Annotated in this window: 19 protein-coding genes; 8 read left to right on the top strand and 11 right to left on the bottom strand. The window is 69.9% G+C overall.

Annotated features, from left to right (window positions below; all coding sequences use genetic code 11):
- Window positions 1-5: 5 nt before the first annotated feature.
- The 7 genes from ABFX55_RS38740 to ABFX55_RS38710 all read right to left on the bottom strand — a co-directional run bounded on the left by ABFX55_RS38740 (window position 6) and on the right by ABFX55_RS38710 (window position 5,481).
- Window positions 6-380, bottom strand: coding sequence for a hypothetical protein (locus ABFX55_RS38740; RefSeq protein ID WP_346128135.1), 375 nt, complete (start codon window positions 378-380; stop codon window positions 6-8).
- A gap of 2 nt (window positions 381-382) precedes the next feature.
- Window positions 383-1,909 (bottom strand): ADP-ribosyltransferase, encoded by a 1,527-nt coding sequence (locus tag ABFX55_RS38735; RefSeq protein WP_346128134.1) that lies wholly within the window; start codon window positions 1,907-1,909, stop codon window positions 383-385.
- Entirely contained in the window at window positions 1,893-3,140 is a 1,248-nt protein-coding gene (locus tag ABFX55_RS38730) for a WXG100-like domain-containing protein (RefSeq protein ID WP_346128132.1), read from the bottom strand. The genes ABFX55_RS38735 and ABFX55_RS38730 overlap by 17 nt, the downstream gene beginning before the upstream one ends.
- Window positions 3,141-3,185: 45 nt before the next feature.
- Complete coding sequence (locus ABFX55_RS38725) at window positions 3,186-3,491, bottom strand: hypothetical protein (RefSeq protein WP_346128130.1); 306 nt, start codon at window positions 3,489-3,491, stop codon at window positions 3,186-3,188.
- On the bottom strand, window positions 3,488-3,862 hold the full coding sequence (locus tag ABFX55_RS38720) for a YbaB/EbfC family nucleoid-associated protein (protein ID WP_346128129.1): 375 nt from the start codon (window positions 3,860-3,862) through the stop codon (window positions 3,488-3,490). The genes ABFX55_RS38725 and ABFX55_RS38720 overlap by 4 nt, the downstream gene beginning before the upstream one ends.
- A gap of 445 nt (window positions 3,863-4,307) precedes the next feature.
- Complete coding sequence (locus tag ABFX55_RS38715) at window positions 4,308-4,589, bottom strand: hypothetical protein (protein ID WP_346128127.1); 282 nt, start codon at window positions 4,587-4,589, stop codon at window positions 4,308-4,310.
- Window positions 4,590-4,671: 82 nt separating this feature from the next.
- The gene (locus ABFX55_RS38710) at window positions 4,672-5,481 is read right to left on the bottom strand and encodes an alpha/beta fold hydrolase (RefSeq protein ID WP_346128125.1); all 810 of its coding nucleotides are present in this window, start codon (window positions 5,479-5,481) and stop codon (window positions 4,672-4,674) included.
- Between the two features lie 127 nt (window positions 5,482-5,608).
- Here ABFX55_RS38710 and ABFX55_RS38705 point away from each other — a divergent pair, with 127 nt between their 5' ends.
- The 3 genes from ABFX55_RS38705 to ABFX55_RS38695 all read left to right on the top strand — a co-directional run bounded on the left by ABFX55_RS38705 (window position 5,609) and on the right by ABFX55_RS38695 (window position 8,106).
- On the top strand, window positions 5,609-6,997 hold the full coding sequence (locus ABFX55_RS38705; RefSeq protein WP_346128123.1) for a GAF domain-containing protein: 1,389 nt from the start codon (window positions 5,609-5,611) through the stop codon (window positions 6,995-6,997).
- Between the two features lie 99 nt (window positions 6,998-7,096).
- Window positions 7,097-7,906 carry a glutamate ABC transporter substrate-binding protein gene (locus tag ABFX55_RS38700; protein ID WP_346128122.1) on the top strand — a complete coding sequence of 270 codons (810 nt, stop codon included), beginning with the start codon at window positions 7,097-7,099 and terminating at the stop codon, window positions 7,904-7,906.
- Window positions 7,907-7,974: 68 nt separating this feature from the next.
- Entirely contained in the window at window positions 7,975-8,106 is a 132-nt protein-coding gene (locus ABFX55_RS38695) for a hypothetical protein (protein WP_346128121.1), read from the top strand.
- A gap of 200 nt (window positions 8,107-8,306) precedes the next feature.
- On the opposite strand, the gene ABFX55_RS38690 is transcribed toward ABFX55_RS38695, so the two are convergent.
- The gene (locus ABFX55_RS38690; protein ID WP_346128119.1) at window positions 8,307-9,368 is read right to left on the bottom strand and encodes an SDR family oxidoreductase; all 1,062 of its coding nucleotides are present in this window, start codon (window positions 9,366-9,368) and stop codon (window positions 8,307-8,309) included.
- Window positions 9,369-9,472: 104 nt separating this feature from the next.
- Window positions 9,473-10,039: a TetR/AcrR family transcriptional regulator gene (locus ABFX55_RS38685; protein ID WP_346128118.1), complete on the bottom strand. Its 567-nt coding sequence runs from the start codon at window positions 10,037-10,039 to the stop codon at window positions 9,473-9,475.
- Window positions 10,040-10,161: 122 nt separating this feature from the next.
- Between ABFX55_RS38685 and ABFX55_RS38680 the strand changes: the two genes are divergently transcribed.
- A complete protein-coding gene (locus ABFX55_RS38680; protein WP_346128116.1) occupies window positions 10,162-11,052 on the top strand; it encodes a sigma factor in 891 nt (296 codons plus the stop codon).
- Window positions 11,053-11,130: 78 nt separating this feature from the next.
- Here the strand turns inward: ABFX55_RS38680 and ABFX55_RS38675 are convergent, their stop codons facing one another.
- Together ABFX55_RS38675 and ABFX55_RS38670 are read right to left on the bottom strand one after the other, a co-directional pair.
- Entirely contained in the window at window positions 11,131-12,054 is a 924-nt protein-coding gene (locus tag ABFX55_RS38675) for an NAD-dependent epimerase/dehydratase family protein (RefSeq protein WP_346128114.1), read from the bottom strand.
- Window positions 12,051-12,443 (bottom strand): hypothetical protein, encoded by a 393-nt coding sequence (locus tag ABFX55_RS38670; protein ID WP_346128112.1) that lies wholly within the window; start codon window positions 12,441-12,443, stop codon window positions 12,051-12,053. Before ABFX55_RS38670 ends, ABFX55_RS38675 begins: the two co-directional genes overlap by 4 nt.
- Window positions 12,444-12,604: 161 nt before the next feature.
- On the opposite strand from ABFX55_RS38670, the gene ABFX55_RS38665 reads away from it, so the two are divergent.
- The 4 genes from ABFX55_RS38665 (at window position 12,605) to ABFX55_RS38650 (ending at window position 14,725) form a co-directional block, all read left to right on the top strand.
- Window positions 12,605-13,477 (top strand): SseB family protein, encoded by an 873-nt coding sequence (locus ABFX55_RS38665; protein ID WP_346128110.1) that lies wholly within the window; start codon window positions 12,605-12,607, stop codon window positions 13,475-13,477.
- Window positions 13,474-13,863 carry a hypothetical protein gene (locus ABFX55_RS38660; protein WP_346128109.1) on the top strand — a complete coding sequence of 130 codons (390 nt, stop codon included), beginning with the start codon at window positions 13,474-13,476 and terminating at the stop codon, window positions 13,861-13,863. The genes ABFX55_RS38665 and ABFX55_RS38660 overlap by 4 nt, the downstream gene beginning before the upstream one ends.
- 116 nt (window positions 13,864-13,979) lie before the next feature.
- Complete coding sequence (locus ABFX55_RS38655) at window positions 13,980-14,384, top strand: YbaB/EbfC family nucleoid-associated protein (RefSeq protein ID WP_346128107.1); 405 nt, start codon at window positions 13,980-13,982, stop codon at window positions 14,382-14,384.
- Window positions 14,381-14,725 (top strand): hypothetical protein, encoded by a 345-nt coding sequence (locus ABFX55_RS38650; protein WP_346128105.1) that lies wholly within the window; start codon window positions 14,381-14,383, stop codon window positions 14,723-14,725. The genes ABFX55_RS38655 and ABFX55_RS38650 overlap by 4 nt, the downstream gene beginning before the upstream one ends.
- Window positions 14,726-14,750: the final 25 nt, after the last annotated feature.

Below are 14,750 nucleotides of genomic sequence, written 5' to 3'. Positions count from 1 at the left end.
CGGGTTCAGCTCCGCCGTGCGCGCTCGTCGAGCGCGGCCAGCGAGGACAGTTCCTCCCACTGACCGGTTGGGACCATCCCGCACAGCGGGTCTTCGGGCTCGTCGGCCCATCGCTCCAGGGCCGCGAGCGGGGAGTCGTTCGCGGCCTTGGCCTGGCGCAAGCGCTTCGCCCATGCGATGGCCGCGTTTCTGCCGTGCGCCGTCGCGGACCCGGCGGGCACGAATCCCGCCGCCTCCTCTCTGAGGGCGGCCCATAGATAGCCCAGAAGCCTGCTCTGGCGCGAGACAGGGACGCATCTGATCGCGCCCGCCGCTGTCCACGACCATTCGTCCGGGGCGTCGACGGTGTGGAACTCAGGGTTGTCCCATGCCGAATTCATGATCAGTCTCCCTGTTCCAAGACGGTACCGAACACCTTGTACTGGCCGTCCTCAAACAGCACCTTGTCCACCCGATACCGCGTCCCCCTGTCGAGCAGCAACTCGGTGGTAGGTCCCAAGAGGGCGTCGACATGCGGGTGCACTCCCTGCAGGTGCACGGCGTGCGTGCCCGCGGGGAGTCTGAGCCAGACCTTGACCAGATTCTCGATAGTAGCGAAATGGATCAGATGGAGGGGATTCTTGCCGGTGGACGTCGACAGGTATGCGAGATCCCGCTGCGTCGTTCCTTCGAGACGGTCCAGCGGACGATCGAAGGCGTCGGCCCCAACCTGTCTGGTCACCACGACGTCTGCAGGTACGACGGAGTGCAGCATCGCCGCGTCGAGGTTGGTGACGTGCGCCGCCGCCTCCGGCGACAATTCCCCGTGCCCGCGCAAAGGTTGGTTGATCGGTCCGTACCCGGCTGTCTCCCTGTAGGTGTACAGCGAGTCCCTTTGCGCTCCCGTGAGCCCCCCGGACTGCGGAGTCATGTGCTGGGCGACCCAGTCGCCCCATTCACCATCCGTACGGAACCGGGCGGCGCCCTCGCTCCACTGGGACAGGCCGTCCCAGTCAGTGACCTCCTGCGAGCGGAAGCTCCGGTCGGCCAGTGCTCCGTGGAACTCGTGTTTGAGGTAGCGGACGAAGTCCTCGTTCACCGAGCGCCACTTCATCTCCTGGTGCACGTGCAGGGTGTTGGTCCCCTCGTCGTAGAAGACGCTGGTGTCCCTCCGCTCGTGCTCCCCGAAGAGGGAGATCTCCAGATTCACCCCGAGATCTCTGAACGCGATCAATCTGTCCCTCGGGACGCTACCGTCCCGCTGTATCCATTCCGTCAAGTCGGCGATCCGCTCGGCCTGCCGGGCGTTGTGCTCCGCGCGCGCACGGGCGTGCTCGAGCATCTCGGGAGACTGACGCGCCCGCTCCGCCGCGGCTCTGGCCGCGTCGGCGGCCGCCCGCGCGCCCGCGACATCTCCCTCGGCCAGTGCGTTCCTGGCGTCGTCGAGGTGCCGGTGGCCCTCCACTGTGTGCAGCGGTGCCTCACGCGTCCAGCCGTCCCCCGACGCCCGCGTCTGGGCCTGCGGTGCGGGCGGGAGCACCTGCTCGGAGTCCGCGAGCCGGGTACCCGGCTGCTCCCAGCCGCCGTCCCATACCTCCAGTCCCTCGGGTTCGTCGGCTCGTGCCGTCTCGCGGTGGGCCGGCGGGTCGATCGACCGGTTGATCAGGTCGTCGACCGTGGGCCTGGCGTGCCCGGAGCCGTTCGCATCGCCTGCCCGACCCGAATTGTCGCCGGCGAGACGCTCCTCGACGGAGTGGACGCCCGGGGCGCGGTCCTTGGAGCCGTCGACGCCGGCGGTGCGGTCGGCGGTGGTCGCTGAGGTGCGTCCGCCGCCCTCCTGCGGGACGGCGTGTGCTGGAGCCGTCTCGTGGATGGCGCGGTGAGGCGCGGCGGCTGGAGGGCGGACGGGCACCTCAGGGATCTCCCCCACCACGGTTCTGGTGCGGGGGGCCGCCGGCCGGCTGGTCTCGCGCGGGCGTGACCGTCGGCGGGTCAGGACGCGCGGCCACGACCGGTGAGATGGGCTCGATCTGTGGACCGCGAGCGGAAGGGCCCGGCGTGCCGGGCTGTTCTCCGCGCGGCGTGTGGGCGAGGCCGTCAGGGGCGGCCTGCGCGAGGCCGGTGGGGGGCGTACCGTCCGGACGCGCACCGTCCTCGGCGCGATGGACGCCGGGCGCGGAAGCGCCGGCGGCCTGGTGGCCGAGTGGAGGCCCGGCGTCAGGCATCCCATCCGAAGAGCGACCAGGCGGGGATGCGCCGCCACCTTCGGCGTGACGAGGGGACAGATGGGGGCCGAGCAGATGCTGGCCGTCGACGCCCAGTACCGCGGAGGTGCCACCTTTGACGATGAGATCCCAGTCCAGTGGCCTGCCGTCCAGCACCATGCTGATCGCGGTAGTGGCCGACCCGGCGATGCCGTACTGCAATGACTGGCCGGGCAGCGTAGTCGTCAGGCGTGCCAGCAGGTTCTCGCCCAACGTCGCCTCCGCGCGCGCCACGCCGGCGCGCAACGCGGGGGTGGCCAGCCGCCCGAGCCCGCCGCCCAGCAGCCCGGTCAGCAGCCCGTTGATCGCTCCGTCGCGTGCACTGATCAGTAGCTCATAGCCGTCGATCTCGTCCAGCCGGCCACCCTCGCGCTGCGTGTACCGCGTCAGGAAGGTCAGCGCCGCGCCGAAGGCGCCGAACGCAATCATGTACATCACGGTGGTGTTACGGATCTGCACCGCACTCATCCTGGCAACCTGCAGGAACGCCCGGAGCGCCCATGGCGCCTGCCAGATCACCAGCGGCAGCGCGATGAGCAGGAAGAGCACGATCAACGTGATCATGCGTTGGGCGTGCTGGATCGCCACGCCCACTCCGTTCAACGAGATCGCCGCGCGTATCAGCCGTTGGACCAGGTCCGCTCGCCGTCCGCCCACCGTCCGCTGAACGTGAATGACGAACTCCTGCTGGGCGGCGCCGTCCCACAACTCGCCGACCATGCGGGCCGTGGCCGGATCAGCCGCCTCAGTGTCGGCGACCACCTGATGTGCCGCGACCACGCAGGCGTCGGCCATGCGGAAACAGCCCTGTGGGTCCCCTTCAGGCCAGGCCATGCCGGTGACCCAGTCGATGTACGGCCGCAGCGCTTCCGGCACCACGCAGCCGTCAAACGGCATGCGCGACGGCCATCGGTGTCACCGCGAAGAGCGAGTGAACGGCGATCACGGATCCGCCAGATTGGCGTGCTCGGCCGTCTCGTAGTTGGTGGCGTTCGCGTTCAGTCCCTTGCTCGTGCCCTCGAGCTCGTGGAGATAGGCGTCGAACGCGTCGTAGATACCCTGCTCGATCGCGGGCAGCTGTCTGGCCAGCTCGACGCCGTAATGATCGTTTCCAAGGGCGGTCCTATCTCTGTCCAAGGCCGCCCGCAGCGTGCTCTTGGCCGATGACGCCTTGGCATGACGTTCCCTGGTGGAAGCGCCCTCCCGCCGCAGGTCCTGCCACTCCGCGGAGTAGCCCTCATGGTTCATGCAGCGCCCGGCCCGGGAAGAAGGGAGTCGAGATCCACACCCTCACCGAAAAGTTCCTCGTACGGCACGCCGTCGGGCATGAGCGGGCTGATCAGCTCCTTCGACCGGTCCGCCACGATGGCGGCGGCGCGGTTGAGCTGTTCCGTGATCGTGCGCGCGAGCTCGGAGGGTGGCAGCCTGCGGTAGACCCTCGCATCAAGCTCGATGGCCTTGACCTGCCCGCGTGCACTCACCGTCACCGTGACCATCTCGTCGCCTGATCGCACAGTGGCCTCCAGCTCGTTGAGCTTGCCGTACGCGTCCTTGACCAGGCGAGCGTGTCGCTCGTACTCCTCGGTGAGCTCGTTGAGCGTCGCACTGAACTCGTCCAACCCCCACACCCATCCTTCATCGGCTCGTAGGCGCTGTGGCCGGTCAATCCTATGGGGACAGATATGAGATACGGGCTGAAGGTCCAATGGGTGACGAATTGGCAGGGTCGACATCCGCCCAGTTCACCGCGGCGCAACCCGCGTAGCGCGGTCAGCCGCCACAAGAGATGGAGCGGATTGTCACGAGCGAAGGTCGGGCAAGCCGCCGAGAGGTTCACACCTCCACGCAGGCCGCTGACCGGTCACCTACCGCAACGCCAGGTGAGCAGGCGTCCACACCCCGGGCGTGGGGGGTGAACGCCGGGGCAGTCACAGACGATGAGCCGGGATGACAACGATGGGGCCCTGGCGCACGGCCTCGTGGCGCTCCTTCGGCTTCGGAAGCGGTGACGGCCACCCCGCGCGCTGCGGTGCGCGGAGCGGCCGTCACGTCATGGGGTCGCGCCTAGCGGGCGACGTGGTCGGCCAGGACCGCGGCCGCTCCCTGGGGGTCGTCGACCGGGTGCCGCTTGTTGGCGTTCTGCCAGGAGTAACTGCCCCCGCCATAGCCGACGAAGACCCATATCGGCAGGCCGGGCGCGGGCCTGTGCACCATGAGCGCGGTGTTGTTGTCCCTGAGCTCGGCGTTGACGCCCAGCAGGATGAGCGCGTCGCGCAGCCGGACGAGCTGATGCTCCTGGTCGAGCCGGGCCAGGTCGACGGTGTCGGCGGGAGCGATCCTGGTCACCTCGCGCTCCTTCTGCTCCGCCACCCGCGGGTCGGTCGAGACACGTCCTCTCCCCCTTGTGCGTATGGTCCAGGGCCCTGCGTCAGGAACGCAGGAAGGCGCCCAGGGTCTGGTTGAACTTGTCGGGCTCCTCGCTGAACGGGGCGTGGCCGCTGTGGTCGAACCTGGCCACCTGTGCCTTCGGCAGCCGGCCGGCCAGCCACTCGTCGAGATCGCCGGGGAAGATCTTGCTGCGGGCGCCGTACATCAGGAGGGTAGGGACGGAGAGCTCCCGCAGGACGGGGCGCAGGTCCGCGTAGGCCATGTCGTACCAGATGGACAGGGCCGCCGACGTGGCCATCTTGGTGGTCTCGGCGTAGACCGCGTCGATCACCTCGTCCGGCGGAGTCTCGGCGAAGCACGCGGCGATGAACGGCTTGATCACGCTCGGCCTGGCGTACCGGACACCCTGCGCGAAGACGGCGAGGTCGGTCGTGGAGTAGCCGCCGAGCAGCGGGAAGTCCCAGCCCTCCCCGTCGAGGAATCTCGGCGACTGGTCGACGAAGGCCGCCGACCGCAGCAGGTCGCAGCCGAACTGCTGGACATACGACAGGATGACCGCGGTGCCCATCGACCAGCCCACCATGGACACGTCGCGCACCTGCAGATGCTCCAGCAGGGCGCGAATGTCGCGCGCGTATTGCGACAAAGTGTGGCCATCATCTGTTTTCCCGGACAAACCATGCCCGCGCAGGTCTACAGTTATGACCCGATTGGACTCGCTGAGCGCGCCTACGTTCTGTCCCCAGAACGTGCTGTTCATCGTCCACCCGTGAATGAGCAGCACGGCGGGCCCAGAACCATGGTCTTCGTAGTAAAGCGGCACACCGTCCGCCAACTCCAGGTATGACATCTTGTCTCTCCAACAAGTTGAAATGTCCGGGCCGTAACGACTATCCGCTATGCCCCTTCGCCTCCCAAGGGTTTCGGCCGCGTTGCATAGGGGTTGCAATCGGTACTAGCTTTCTCGTCAGGAGATCATGGACGACTCGACGCGACGGCTGGCCCGCGCTCGCGAGAGCGCGCTGAGTGGCCAACGACCTGCGCAGGTACGCCCGGAGGTACGTGCGTCGTGGGATCGCGCCCGCCTGCAGGGCGTCCACCCCGACCGCTCGCTGCCGCCCATCGAGCTGCAGGACGACCGGGTGCGCAGGCTGCAACGCGACCATCCGATGGCCTCGGTCTGGCCCACGCTGCTCGGCACGCTGCGCGACGCGGCCACCCAGCCGGGCCATCTGATCTTCGCCAGCGACTCGGCGGGGCACCTGCTCTGGGTCATGGGCGACCGATCGGCGCGCAGGCTGGCCGAGAACGTGCACCTGGTGCCCGGCGCGCTGTGGAGCGAGGGCAAGGCGGGCACCAGCGGGGTGGGGACGGCGCTCGCGCTGGGCCGGCCGTTCCGCGTCCGCGGCCCCGAGCACTTCCTCTCGGTCGCGACGGACTTCACCTGCTGCGCCGCCCCCATCAGGAACCCGGTCACCGGCGAGCTGCTCGGCGCGATCGACGTGACCTGTCCCACCTCTGCCGCGAACTCGCTGTCGCTGTCCCTGGTCGCGGCGGCCGCGCGGCTGGCGGAGGCGCAGCTGGGCGAGCAGACCAGGCAGCAGGACGAGCGGTTGCGCATGCGCTATCTCGAACACGTCATGCGCCACAAGGGCATTCACAGCGCGCTGGTCGGCACCGACGGCCGCGTGCTGCACGCCTCGCCGGGCGGCTGGCTGCCGCAGCGCTGGCCGTCGCCGCCCCGCGAGGGCCCCGCGACGCTGCCCGACGGCCGGAGGGTGGTGTTCGAACGGCTGTCGGCGAGCGGGCCCTTCGCCGTCCACTGCACCGACGGCGTCGACAGCACCAGCGAGGCCCTGCTGCTGCACGCCCTCGGCCGCGACCGCGCGTGGATCCGCCTGGACGGCGTCGCCCACGAGCTCAGCGCCAGGCACAGCGAGCTCGTCGTGCTCCTGGCCGCCCATCCCGCAGGGCTGACCGCCGACGCGCTGGCCCGCCTGACGTACGGGCAGGGCGGCAAGACGGTCACCGTCCGCGCGGAGATGACCCGGCTGCGCCGCGTCCTGGGCTACCGCCTGGCCTCCGATCCGTACCGGCTGCTCGGGCAGACGGTGGCCGACTTCCTCACCCTGGACGACGAGCTGGCCACCGGCAGCGTCGGCGCGCTGCTCGACCGCTACCGGGGGCCGCTGCTGCCGTCGTCGCGGGCCGAAGGCGTCGAGGCGCTGCGCGACCGGCTGCACCAGCGGCTGCGCGGCAGGGTCCTGTCCCACGGCGACGCCGACGCCCTCACCCGCTGGACCACCGCCCCGCACGGGCGGGACGACCTGCTGGTACGGCAGGCGCTGGAACGAGCCGAGAGCTGACCATCGGTCTGTTCGGCCCGGAGACCTCTTGATCCACGGCCATGCGCCGTTCACCGGCACGTCACCGGCCCTGCCTACGCTGAGCCCCTGGAGGGGCTCATGCGGAAGCTTGTCTCGGCCGTCGCCGCGGCGCTGCTGCTGTCCGGCTGCGGCGGCGACCTCGCCGGCGCCAGGTCGATCCTGGACGACGACGAGCTGGTCGTGGCCGTGAAGTCGGATCAGCCTGGCCTGGCCGTGAGAACCAGCGGCGGGGTGTTCCAGGGCTTCGATGTCGACGTGGCCGCCTATGTGGCCGCTCGGCTGGGCAAGAAGGTCTCCTTCGTCGCGACGACCTCGGAGGGCCGGGAGGCGAAGCTGCGCGAAGGGGCGGCCGACATGGTGGTCGCGACCTATTCCATCAGCGCGGAACGCAAGAGGCAGGTGACGTTCGCCGGGCCGTACTACGTCTCTCGCCAGGACATTCTGGTCCGCGCGGGATACGGCAGGATCCGGAACGTGCGTGATCTCAAGGGGCGCAGGCTCTGCGAGGCACAGGGGTCCATCTCCACCTCACGCATCGTCGACGGGCACCAGATCGCCGCGGTGCTGGTTCCCGCCAGGACCTACGGCGAGTGCGTCGACCTGCTCAGATCGGGGGCCGTGGAAGCCGTCTCCACCGGAGATCTGATCCTGGCCGGGTTCGCCGTCCGCGAGCGCGGCGCGTTCGCCATCGTGAACGCGCCGTTCACCGCCGAGAGGTACGGCATCGCCCTGCCCCTGGGTGATGTGGAGGGGTGCGAGCAGGTCAACCGGGCCATCACGGACATGTACCAGGACGGCACCGCGGCCAGGCTCCTGGACAAGTGGTTCGGCGCGAGCGGTCTCCAACTGTCGGCCTTCGTGCCGGAGTTCGAGGGCTGTACGCCGTAGGCCCCGGCAGGAAGGGGCTCCACTCACGGACGGGAGCCACGACTCGCGACCGCGGCCACGTGGGCGGGATGACTGAGCTGCGGGTGATGGCCGGCTCCGGCGACGATGGTCACCGCGGCATCGGAGGCGTCGCCGACGAGCGGGTCGAAAGCGTCGGTGACGGCAGGACCGAGCAGCACCTCGCCGAGCCGCCGGGCTGAAGCCGTCCGGATGAGGGGACCGACGAGCGCGGGTGCGCGCAGGTGCCACCGGGGGCGCCGCTGGAGGAAGTAGGGCGAGACGAGGACCAGAGCGGCGACCCGTTCAGGGTGGGCGTGGGCGTGGCGCAGGGCGGGCGCGGTGCCCGCCGAGTGGGCGACGAGGACCGGCCTGCTGGTGAGGGGCGCGAGGAATCCGCCGCTCAGCGGCGCTGGGCGCGGCCGAACCGCTCCGCGACGAGCCGGTCCGCCCAGCGGCGCGCGGCGTCCTGCACAGGCGGATGGCTCAGCCCGGCGGCCCTGGCCAGCGCATCGGCTGACGACGTGTCGTAGCGATCTTCGGACAGGAAGGTCAGCGTCTCGGGGTCGACTCCGGTGAGCGCGCGAGGCAGCCGCCGTACGAGGCCGACCGGCAGCACCGCGCGGGGCGCGCGCACCCCGAGGTGGCGGGCCAGCAGCGCGACCAGGTCGGGCAGCGGTGGGGTGGCGTCGTCCAGGAGCCAGTGAGCGCGGTAGGGCCCATCGTCGTGCTCTGGGACGGCGGCCAGGAAGCGGGCGAGGTGATCCACGGTGACCACGGGGACGAACGTGCGTCGCGTACCGGCCAGCGCAGGGAGGCGCCCCGTCCACAGCTGCTCGACCAGGTCGGCCAGGCCGAGGTACTGACCGGCTTCGCCCGTCCTCGAGTGCCCGATCACGGTGGCGGGATTGACCACGGTCAACGGGATGCCCTCGTGCGCGGCGATGGCCCGGACCGCGCCATCGCCCTCGCGCTTCGACGCCTCGTACGAGCCGTACCGCCGGTACAGCCGGGCCAGCCGGTCCTCGGGAGCGGGGTAAGGGAGCGGGTCCGCGGCCCCGACGCGGTACCCCGAGATGTGGACCACGCGCCGCAGCTCCGGGCGTGTACCAGCCCAGCGCAGGACGTTCACGGCACCGTCGACGTTGGCTCGCCGGGCCTCCTCGCGACCCAGACCGAAGCGGTACACGCCGGCGGCGTTGAAGACGTCCCGTACGGAACTCAGCCGCTCCCCGTCACCGGGGTCGAGCCCGAGCCCCTGCTGGGTGATGTCTGCCGTGATGACGGTGAGCGCCCCTTCGTCGATGTCGTGCTCACGGAGCCAGGTGCGCAGCTCCGCACCTCGGGCGGACCCGCCGCGGACGGTCACGGCGACCGCCCGTCCCTGCGTGAGCAACTCCGCTGTGAGCCAGCGGCCGATGAGGCCGGTGGCACCGACGACCAGGGTCTCGGGCTTCTTCGCCATGAACGCCTCTCTAGACCGATCTACATATTTTATGGACAAATGGAAACCTGGTGACTTTTCCGCGGGCCTGAGGCGGGCCTCCCCCGTCCGCCGCGGCCGTCTTCTCAGGCTCCGAGCAGGACCGCCGCAGAACGTCGTGCCCGCTCGATGGGCACGCGACTGCGCCGGGCGCGGGCCAGGACGAGCGCCCCCTCGATGAGGGCGAGCAAGGAGCACGCGAGGTCCTCGGCATGGCCGTGGCCGTCGGCGACCAGGCGGTCGGCGAGCGCCCGTTCCCAGCCGTCGTAGGCCTCCGCGCAGACCTGCTGCAACGAGGCGTTGGTCGCCGCCACCTCCAGCGCCACCGTGGCGATCGGGCATCCCTTTGCGTACCCGGCCTCCTCCATGCGGTCGGCCAGCGCGTCCAGAACCGCCTCGATCAGCTCCCTGGTGTCGGTGACACCGTCCGCGAGGCTCCTGATCAGCTCGTCGATCTCCCTGGCGGAGACGGAGAGTGCCTCCGCGGTCAGCTGGTCCTTGCCGCCGGGGAAGTGGTGGTACAGCGACCCCCGAGGGGCCCTGCCCGCCTCGATCACCTCGTTGAGTCCGGTGCCGAAGTACCCCCGCGCCTCGACCAGAGTGCGGGCGGCGTCGATCAACCGGGTCCGCGTCTGATCCCCTTTGACTGCCATGAGATTAATGTAGACCGATCTACATAATATTGTCGAGTCTGTCACCGGTCGCGGTCGCCTGTCATCCGAAAGCGCCTCCCAGGCGGTAGTCATCGCCGGAGACAACGAGACGGAGTTGATGGATGGACGACGGGTTCACCGAGTATGTGGCGCACCGGTATCTCGGGCTGTGCCGGATGGCGTACCTCCTCGCCCGGGACTGGGGCACGGCCGAGGATCTGGTGCAGACCGCGCTGGCGAAGGCCTGGGTCGCCTGGCGGCGGATCGAGGGCAACCCCGACCCGTACGTCTACCGGATCATCGTGAACACCCACGCGTCGTGGTGGCGCAGGCGCTGGCGCGGGGAGGTGCCGGCCGAGCGGGTCCCGGCCGGACCGCCCGGCCCTGGTGAGACGTCGGTCGCCCAGCGTCCTGTGGACTCGGCCCAGGTCGAGCCAGGACCGAAGCTGCCCGAGAGGTTTCCCGTGGTGTTGGGGGCAGTGAAATTCGACCTTTCCCTCATCGACTCCCAGCGGTTCGAGACGATGGGCGTGGCCAGGACGGTGACCTTCACGCCGACCAGCCTCTCCACCGGGCACACGGTGGTCTGCGACGATCCCCAGGCGTGGGTGGTCATCAGGGGCAAGCTCAAGGGCGGTGAGATGGGCGGTTCGGCCGGGCGCTGCGGTGAGTCGGTGGGCGGGCATCACGACCGGCTTTCGGCGCCTTCCGGCTGGCTGAAGCGTCCGCAGTCCCTGCAGGTCTGGGTCTTTCCCGCGGACGCCCCGGTCCGGGAGGTCGCGGAAGCCGTCACGGGCTGCCGGCCGCTCGTGAAGTCGAAAGGGTGCGACGAGACGGCCCTGTCCAGGGAGCTGATGAACCCCGAAGTGCGGGAGCGTCTGTCGGCCAAGGTCGGCGAGGTACCAGGCAGGTGGGCCGTCGGGATCTACGACCGCCCGGGGAAGGGCAAGCCCGCCCCGACCGGCGACCCCCTGACAGAGGCTGAACCTCCGGCGTCCACGCCGGCCGGCTAGGGGCGTTCCACGCAGGTCACGTGTCCCCCGCCGGCCTGCATGGAAGCACCCAGACGTCGCGATCGAGGGCCCGCCGTCTCAGCCGAGCCCCAGGCCTTCGCGCAGGTTCCGGTACACCGGGGTCCAGCCGAGCTCCCTGGTGGCCTTGGCGTGGGAGACCCGCATCGTCGTGTCGATCATCAGGCAGCCCAGATACGGTACGGCCAGCCGTATCAGCCACCGCGGCGTCACGACAGGACGAGGGGTGCCGTGTGCTCGGGCGACCGCGGTGAGGAAGGCCCGCCAGCTCGCGGGCTGGTCGTCCACGATGTTGTACGCCTCCCCGTCACGGCCGCGTTCCATGGCCGCGACCGCGGCCGTCGCCGCGTCCTCCACGTGGATGAAGGACGTGGTCCCCGTCTCCCCCCGCGGCAGCACCGGCGCTCGCTTACGCATCAGGGTCGCGAACATGTCGCTGAACGCGTTCCTGCCGTAGAACATCCCGTACCGCAGCGCGATGCCCTCGATGCCGTCCGCGGCGAACACCTGCCGCTCGGTGGCCACGCTGGAGTCCGTCACCAGGTCGCCCACGTTGCCGGCGTGCAGGCCGAAGACGTCGTTCTCGGTCAGGAGCCTGGTGCCGTGATCGCGGTAGCCGTACCCGGTGATCAGCGACTGGGTGACGAAGCGACGCGCGCCCACCGCCCGCGCGGCCTGGAGGAGATGCTCGGTCCCCCTGCCGCGCAGGAGGATGGTGGGGTCGTCGGGGCGCAGCCTGCGCCCGGCCTCCCGCAGCGCCGTGGCCTGGTGCATGACCACGTCGGCGGCGTGGCCGTCGACCGCGCGCAGCAGGCCGTCACGATCCATCACATCCGCGATCACGGGGAGCGCGCCGTGATCCGCGACGAGCCGCCGCTTGGCGGGATCGCGGATGACCGCGATCACCTCGTGCCCCGACGCGGCCAGCGCCGACAGCAGCGGCCGCCCGATCGCACCGGTGGCCCCGGCGAGCAGCACCCTCATCGTGCCTGCTCCTTCGCCCCGCTCACGCGCAGGTGGCGTGCGCGGAGCACGATGCCCACCACCGCGACGAGGGCCTGAGCGCCGATCACGTAGGGATCGCTCGCCGCGCCGCCGAGATGGGAGTCCATCGCGTGGTTCGCCGTGTGTATCAGGCCGGCCGTGGCGAGGCCGACAAGGACGACCAGGATGGCGTCCCGCCACACCAGCGCCGCCACCAGGGCGATCCCGATGCCGACGTGGAAGGCGCCCAGGTCGTGCAGGAAGTGCTCATGAGGGGGGAAGTTGACGTATTCGGCGAACGACTGCGGCCATCCCCACATCCAGACGCCGAAGACCAGCGTGTACAGCGCACTCAAGGCCACGACCACATTCGTGACAGACCGTGCCATGACGACCTCCTGTCTCGGTTGAACTGACGACTGGACGAGACAGCCGGTCCCGATGTGACAGAAAATCGCGTATCACCTCCACACCCCGTCACCGGCCCGGCCCGGGTGGAAGCTGCGGCCCGCGGCTTGGAATCAGGAGACCGCTGATTAGGGTGATCATCGTGCAGCAGCCGTCAACTGAGTTCGAGGAACGCCTCTGGGCCGCGTTCGAGGCAGGCGCGACAGCCCTGTGCCTGGGCATGCTGAGGGACGCCGACTTCGCGCTGCCGATGACCAAGGCGGCCGCCGAAAGGCTGGAACCGGTCGCGTGGCCGACGGCCGTCGCGGACGGGCGCACCTGGATACTGGCCTACACCTCGGCCGCCGCCATGGTCACGGGAAACGGCGGCTGGACCGAGTACCACAGGATCGCCTCGATGGTGGACCTGGCCGCCGGCTGGCCGGATCCACGCTGGGGGCTGGCGATCAACCCGGGGCTGCCGGTGAGCTTCTTCCTCGAGTCGGGGACGGTCGCCAGGCTGGCCGTCCCCACGCTCGCCCAGGACCTCCTGCTCGACCCCGAGGCAGGGGTGCCCCTGCTGCAGAAGCTGCTGAGCCCGTCCGCCATCAAGGACATGGTGCTCGGCGGCGAGGACAGGATCTCCGGCTACGTCCACCACGCACTGGACGTCGCGCACATCGCCACGCCCGCCGTCCTGGTGGACGCGCTCGGCCAGCCCGCCATGCTCTCTCCCACGGGGAGCGTCAACCTGCTGCGCTGGCGTCCGGTGGGGCTCGAGCTGTACCGCACGCCGTACGGCGGGCTGGACGAGGAACAGCGCGACGCGGTGGCCGGCTGGGTGGTGGAGGAGCCACCGTTCATCGGTCTCGGCCTGGTGCCCAACGTCGACCAGGTGATCCGCGAGTACAAGGTGTACGGCGTCGGCCTCACCCACGGCGCGGAGATCTGGGAGCTGGCCGACGACGGCCTGGAGTACAGGCGCGCCGTCTACCACGGCGACCTGCGGCGCTGGCTGCTGGTGAAGCCCGCATGAGGTGGCACTCCTACCGCGCCCGCTGGCAGGGTGCGGACTACCCGGCCAGTCCTGAGGCGTCCGCGCTCGAGGTCTGGTTGCGGCTGCGCAGCGACGAGCCCGCCGAGGGGTTCACGGAGGTCGAGGAGGGGTGCCACGTCATGCCCGTCCCCGCCACCGCGTGCGAAGCGGTGTGGCACGTGACAACGGTGTGCCGATGGCGGGGCGTGGAGTGTCATGTCCACGACGAGCGGGAGGGAGAGCTGCTGCTGGAGTACCTCGGCGGTTCGGCCGTCGAGGCCGCGGCGCTCGGCATGGAGAGGATCGAGCGGGGCGTATACCGGCGGTGGGTACCCGTGGCCGAGGTCGCAGATCTCCAGGAGCACGCCGTACCGCTGGCCTTGTGAGTTTGCCGCGATTAAGGCGAATTATCTGGACGTTCTTGTCGAATGATGTTCATGTGGCGGAAACTAGCCAGTAACACACATGATGCAGGAGCGTGTGCCGGGGCCGGGGAGGTCGGATGGAGTCATTGGATGAGGGGGACGCCGCAGGCCTTCAGGCCTACGCGGACGAGCTGCGGGCGACCTTCATGCGGATCCAGGACGAGGGCGCGGAGCTCCACGCCAAGGCCAAGGCCGTACAGGTGACGGAGAAGTCGCGCGACGGGCTGGTGTCGGTCACGGTCGGCTCGCGCGGCGAACTCGTACGGCTCGACATCGACCCGCGCGTCTACCGGCACCCGGACGCGCGAGGCCTCGCCGACTCGATCACCGAGACGGTCCAGCGGGCGGCCGCACAGGCCCAGGAGCGGATCACCGAGCTCTTCGCGCCGCTGGTCCCCGCCGAGCAGATGCAGGCGCATCTTGAGGGCGATCTCGAGACGGTGATGAAGCAGCTGGCCGAGCAGATGGGTGGCAAGCGATGAACGGGCTCAACAAAGGCGTGCTGGTCTCGAAGACCGAGTTCTACCGCGGGGTGAGCGTGTGGAACACCAACGTGACCGACATGGAGGCCACCTATCACGAGCGCATGGCGGAGATCGAGGAGCTCCACGCCGCCGCGCCTTGGGGCGAGGGGACGGAGGGCCGCGCCTTCTACCGGAGCTACCTGGGTGACGGCGCTCCCACCATGCTGCTGGACAACGGCAAACACACCATGCGTCAGCTCGCTGACCTGGGGCCGAGGGTGCGCAAGGGCGTGGAGAACCTGGTCAGCACGGACGCCGCCATCGCGGAGAACGTGAGGAACTCCGTGCGCGAGGTGTGAGGCCTCCGCATCATCCATCTGCAGG

The sequence above is a fragment of the Nonomuraea roseola genome, assembly GCF_039535395.1.
Classification (GTDB): domain Bacteria; phylum Actinomycetota; class Actinomycetes; order Streptosporangiales; family Streptosporangiaceae; genus Nonomuraea; species Nonomuraea roseola.
This window is presented reverse-complemented; position numbering and strand designations above follow the sequence as displayed.

Excerpts from the sequence above, each read along its gene's own strand:
- ABFX55_RS38740 (WP_346128135.1), bottom strand. The coding sequence starts at position 380 with ATGAATTCGGCATGGGACAACCCTGAGTTCCACACCGTCGACGCCCCG.
- ABFX55_RS38730 (WP_346128132.1), bottom strand. The coding sequence starts at position 3,140 with ATGCCGTTTGACGGCTGCGTGGTGCCGGAAGCGCTGCGGCCGTACATC.
- ABFX55_RS38725 (WP_346128130.1), bottom strand. The coding sequence starts at position 3,491 with ATGAACCATGAGGGCTACTCCGCGGAGTGGCAGGACCTGCGGCGGGAG.
- ABFX55_RS38710 (WP_346128125.1), bottom strand. The coding sequence starts at position 5,481 with ATGTCATACCTGGAGTTGGCGGACGGTGTGCCGCTTTACTACGAAGAC.
- ABFX55_RS38705 (WP_346128123.1), top strand. The coding sequence starts at position 5,609 with ATGGACGACTCGACGCGACGGCTGGCCCGCGCTCGCGAGAGCGCGCTG.
- ABFX55_RS38700 (WP_346128122.1), top strand. The coding sequence starts at position 7,097 with ATGCGGAAGCTTGTCTCGGCCGTCGCCGCGGCGCTGCTGCTGTCCGGC.
- ABFX55_RS38695 (WP_346128121.1), top strand. The coding sequence starts at position 7,975 with ATGACTGAGCTGCGGGTGATGGCCGGCTCCGGCGACGATGGTCACCGC.
- ABFX55_RS38690 (WP_346128119.1), bottom strand. The coding sequence starts at position 9,368 with ATGGCGAAGAAGCCCGAGACCCTGGTCGTCGGTGCCACCGGCCTCATC.
- ABFX55_RS38685 (WP_346128118.1), bottom strand. The coding sequence starts at position 10,039 with ATGGCAGTCAAAGGGGATCAGACGCGGACCCGGTTGATCGACGCCGCC.
- ABFX55_RS38680 (WP_346128116.1), top strand. The coding sequence starts at position 10,162 with ATGGACGACGGGTTCACCGAGTATGTGGCGCACCGGTATCTCGGGCTG.
- ABFX55_RS38675 (WP_346128114.1), bottom strand. The coding sequence starts at position 12,054 with ATGAGGGTGCTGCTCGCCGGGGCCACCGGTGCGATCGGGCGGCCGCTG.
- ABFX55_RS38670 (WP_346128112.1), bottom strand. The coding sequence starts at position 12,443 with ATGGCACGGTCTGTCACGAATGTGGTCGTGGCCTTGAGTGCGCTGTAC.
- ABFX55_RS38660 (WP_346128109.1), top strand. The coding sequence starts at position 13,474 with ATGAGGTGGCACTCCTACCGCGCCCGCTGGCAGGGTGCGGACTACCCG.
- ABFX55_RS38655 (WP_346128107.1), top strand. The coding sequence starts at position 13,980 with ATGGAGTCATTGGATGAGGGGGACGCCGCAGGCCTTCAGGCCTACGCG.
- ABFX55_RS38650 (WP_346128105.1), top strand. The coding sequence starts at position 14,381 with ATGAACGGGCTCAACAAAGGCGTGCTGGTCTCGAAGACCGAGTTCTAC.